The organism is Rhabdothermincola sp. (assembly GCF_036846205.1).
Lineage (GTDB): Bacteria > Actinomycetota > Acidimicrobiia > Acidimicrobiales > Acidimicrobilacustridaceae > Rhabdothermincola.
This window is the reverse complement of sequence record NZ_DAIUCK010000154.1, coordinates 1-4,364: the sequence shown is the minus strand read 5'-3', so window position 1 is coordinate 4,364 and position 4,364 is coordinate 1. Positions and strand designations below refer to the sequence as shown.

Genomic DNA, 4,364 nt, shown 5'->3' with positions numbered 1-4,364 from the left:
CCGGGCGGCGGCGAGCACCGGGTCGTCGGTGAGGTAGACGTCGCGGACCTTTTCCTTGCCGACCCAGCAGTCGGCGACGTTGTCGTCGGGGTCGCCGGCGTCGAGCGCCGAGCGGAGGTGTTCCCAGCCCCGCTCGTCGAGCCGTTCGGCGCCCATCAGCAGCAGCTTGCGGACGTCGTAGAGCGGGTCACCCTTCCAACCACGCCGATCGAACGTTTCCCGCTGGGTGCGTTGGCGTGCCCTGGTGACGGCGTGGTTCGCGAGGCGCACGACGTGGAACGGGTCGACCACCACGATCACTCCGGCCAGCGGGCTCTCAAGCCCGGTGAGGGGGTCGGGGTTGACCACCGCGCTGCGGTAGCCCTCGTGGGGGTCGACCGACACGACATCGATGCCCGCCAGCCACTCCGGGGGCATCGATGCCATCCAGTCCCGGAGATCGCGTGCGTCGCGGCCTTCGAACACGTCGAGGATCTGGCCAGTCTCCACGTCGACCACGGCGGTCACGAACCGGCGACGTCGACGCCGCCGAGCCGGTGACATCACGGTCTCGTCGAACCCGACCATCGCGGCCGGCCCGACTCGGCCCGGGTCGTCGATCCGTTCGCGGCCGAGCCGTTCGACCGCGGCCCACACCGTCGACCACGACACCCCGAACCCTCGAGCCAACGAGGCGGTCGTCCCCTCGACCGCGGCGAGCCGCTCGGTCGCCCACGACGCAGCCCGCTCGGTCAACACCCGCCGCGGGCCCGCCAAGGTCGACTGCTCGGTCCACGTCTTGGCGTCACACGCCGGCTCGGGACACGACCAGACCCGCTTCCGCCACCGGACCCGCACGGGTCGCCCCGCTGAGGGTGCGTCCGCCAACGTGACCCAGCGCCGATCCTTCGCCTTGGCCCGCGTCCCGCACGACCCGCACCCCACCACCGTCGCGGTCGACTCGACCTCGACCACCAACTCGAACTCGGCATCGAGCACCCTCAACACCTTGAACCCAAGCGCGCCAAACCACACCGCACCAGCACTACCGTCACCCACCGGGGCCTCCTTGAACTCGGACCGTCAGACAGTCACGAGCTTCACCGAGGCCCCCACCTCACCAGCGGACCCCCACCCCACCACTCCCAGCTTCACCGCGTAGGGCCACAATGGTGCGGCCGAGCTGGCGGACCTCGGGCGGGCAGGAGCCGTCTTGGAGATCCCAGCCGAGCCGCTCGACGAACACGGCGGCAAGGTCGGGGTCGGCGATGTCGTAGGTGCCTCTCACGGTCTGCTTCGCGTGCCACGCGGTGCGGACCTCACCGCGGGGGTCGCCGGCGTCGAGCAGCCCTAGCAGCTTCGATCGACCCTTCTCGTCGAGGCGTTCGTCGGCTCGGGTGAGCAGGCGGCGGGAGCGGTAGAGCGGGTCGTGGTTGTGGCCACGGTGGCCGAGGGTCTCCTGCTGCACCCGGCGTCGGAGCTCGTCGAGACGCTGGTTCGCGAGCTTCACCAGGTGGAACGGATCGGCGACCTGGCAGGCCGCGGGCAGCATCGTGTCGAACGCGAGTCGCCACGGCCCCGACAGGTCCAACACCGCCCACGACACCGCGTCCAGCCACGCCTTGGGCATCGCCGCGAGCCACTCGCACAGGCCTGCCGACGAGCGGCCCGGAATCACGTCGAGGAGCTGACCCCCAGCGACGTCGACGATCGACGTGGACCACGCCTGGGTCCGCCACCGCCCCACCCGGGCGAAGAGCACCTCATCGACACCGAGAGCTTCGACGGTCCCGACCCGATCCGTGTCCGCCTCGAGAGGCGCGGTGCCGTAGGCGATGACGTCGTCGTTGATCGCATGCCAGCTGGCGCCGACACCGACAAGCGAGGCGCGGCGATCCGCGGGTCCTCATGTGTCCACGACCCTTGCCGGCACCACGGCCTCGGGCACCAGAAGCGGTGCTTCTTCCATCGCAGGGTGACCGGCCGCCCGAAACAGGTGAGGTCGACGAGCTCGACGACGGGGCGATCCTTCACCCATGCCCGCTCACCACAGTTCGGACAGAGCGGCGACTCGATGATCGACTCGACGGTGACCTCGAGCCGGCCGGCGAGCGGCTCGACGACGTCGAGGACGTTCACCGCCGGGGAGACCAACCAACAGCTCGCACGCGCGCGTAGCGTTGAACACAGCAGGGGCACCTCAGGATCCGAAGGCTTTGACACCGTCAGATTCGCAGTGCCCCTGCTACGCGCCCGGGACCCCTACACCCCGCTCATCCGCGAAGCGCCACTTTCCCGCTTCGGGACCGGGCGGTTCGCACGAGTGAGCAGGTCGCTCAGGTGCCGAGCTGCCAGAAGAGGAAGCCGAGGGCGTCGGCCAGCTCCTCGGCCTGCTTGGACACCGGCTTGCCCTGGCCGTGGCCGGCCTCACGCTCTTCGCGCAGCAGGATCGGACGCTCGGCGCCGCAGGAAGTCGCCGCTTGGAGGCGAGCGGCCATCTTGCGGGCGTGCATCGGATCGACCCGGCTGTCGCCCTCGGCGGTCGTGAGCAGCACCGCGGGGTAGCAGGTGCCATCCACCACCCGGTGGTAGGGGGAGTAGGCGTGCAGCCACTCGAACTCCTCGGGAACGTCCGGGTCGCCGTACTCAGGGATCCACAAGCGGGCGATGAGGAAGTGGTGGTAGCGCAGCATGTCCAGCAGCGGCACCGCGATCTGCGCAGCGCGGCACAGCTCCGGGTGCTGGGTGATGGTCGCGCCGACCAGCAGACCCCCGTTGCTCCCGCCGCGGATCGCCAACCGCTCGGGGGAGGTCATCCCTTCTGACACGAGCCATCGGGCGGCGGCCGCGAAGTCGTCGAAGCTCCGCTGCTTGTGCTCGCGCATCCCCGCCCGGTGCCAGGCCTCGCCCTCTTCCGCACCGCCGCGGATGTTGGCCACCGCGTAGATCGCCCCCCGCTCGCACACCGCCACCACCGCGGCCGAGTACGCCGGGCCCATGGTGATCGAGAAGCCGCCGTACCCGGTCAGGATGCACGCCGTGTCCGGCGACGGGACGGTCTGCGCCGCCCGGATGAGGAACATCGTCACCGGCGTTCCGTCGGTGCTCTCGTAGCGAACCTGTTCGACCACGATGTCGCCGGGCGTCTCCTCGCCGCTGCCGTCGTACTGGCGGAGCCGGCTCCAGTCCTGGATCGTGCCCGGACGCCAGCGGTACATGGTCGGTGGCAGCGCGAACGAGGTGAACGAGAAGAACGCCTCGTCCCGGTCGCGGCTGCCCGACAACCCGGCGAGCGACCCGATGCCCGGCAGCTCGACGGGCTCGTGACCGGTCCCGTCGAGGCGATACCGGTCGAGGTACGACACCGCCGAGCGCGAGGACAGCACCAGCAGCGAGTCGGCGGTCGGCACCACCGCCTCCAGGACGTGATCGCTCTCGGGCACGATCGTGCACCAGTGGTCCTGCCACGCGGCCGCGACCGGTGCCGACACCACCCGGCCACGATCGGCATCGAGGGTCGTGACCCCGATGACCTGGTCGCCCACGACGGTGAACGACGAGACGGCTTCGACCCCCTCGATCATGACCGTGTGCGCACCGGTGCTGCGGTCGATGAGGTGCACGTCCACCCGGCTCCACCCCAGCGAGACGTGCAGCAGCATCCACCGCCCGTCGCGGGAGATCGACACGTTGGTCCACGCGGTCTTGTCGGGCAGCTTGTCCCACACGAGCTCGTCCTGGCGCCAGTGCTGGCCCAGCCGGTGCCAGTAGACCTTGCGCCAGTAGCCCTGCTCCTCGTCGGGAACGGTGTGAGGCTCGGGGTACCGGGTGTACGCGAAGGCCTGCCCGTCGGGCGTCCAGGCGATCGACGCGGCGCGGGTGTTGGGGATGCGGTCGGCCAGCCGCTTGCCGGTCTCGACGTCGAGGACGTGGAGCGTGCTGCGCTCGTCGCCCCCCGACGACAGCCCGTAGGCGACCAGGCGTCCGTCAGGTGAAGGGTGGTACCAGTCGATCGCGGTGGTGGGGTCGCCGGTCAGGCGGTGCGGATCGACGATGGTGCGGGCCAGGCCCCGCGCCTTGGCGGGCCGGACCACCAGCACCGCCTGGTCGTGCCGTCCCCAGCGCTCCAGGGAGAACACCCGGTCGCCCGCGACCATGCACGCCACCGACGATCCGGCGCGCAGGAGGGTGACCAGGCGCCGGTGGAGTGCGTCGCGCCCGGGGACCGCCGACAGGATGCGCGAGCTGTGCGCGTTCTGGGCTTCGACCCAGGATCGGGTGGCCTCGGAGGAACCGTCCTCGAGCCACCGGTAGGGATCGGCGACCTCGCGGCCGTGGAGGAGGTCGACGACGTCGTCGCGGCGGGTCGGTGGCGGGGGCGGGAC

At 70.8% G+C, this 4,364-nt stretch carries 3 protein-coding genes; all 3 read right to left on the bottom strand.

Going from position 1 to position 4,364, the window contains the following annotated elements; translation table 11 throughout:
- Positions 1-978, bottom strand: a 978-nt coding sequence (locus V7004_RS15250) for an ISL3 family transposase (protein ID WP_334145067.1), incomplete at its 3' end; no start/stop codon positions are given.
- 118 nt (positions 979-1,096) lie between these two features.
- A complete protein-coding gene (locus V7004_RS15245) occupies positions 1,097-1,816 on the bottom strand; it encodes a transposase (protein ID WP_334145069.1) in 720 nt (239 codons plus the stop codon).
- Positions 1,817-2,315: 499 nt separating this feature from the next.
- On the bottom strand, positions 2,316-4,364 hold a 2,049-nt coding region (locus tag V7004_RS15240), incomplete at its 5' end, for a prolyl oligopeptidase family serine peptidase (protein WP_334145066.1).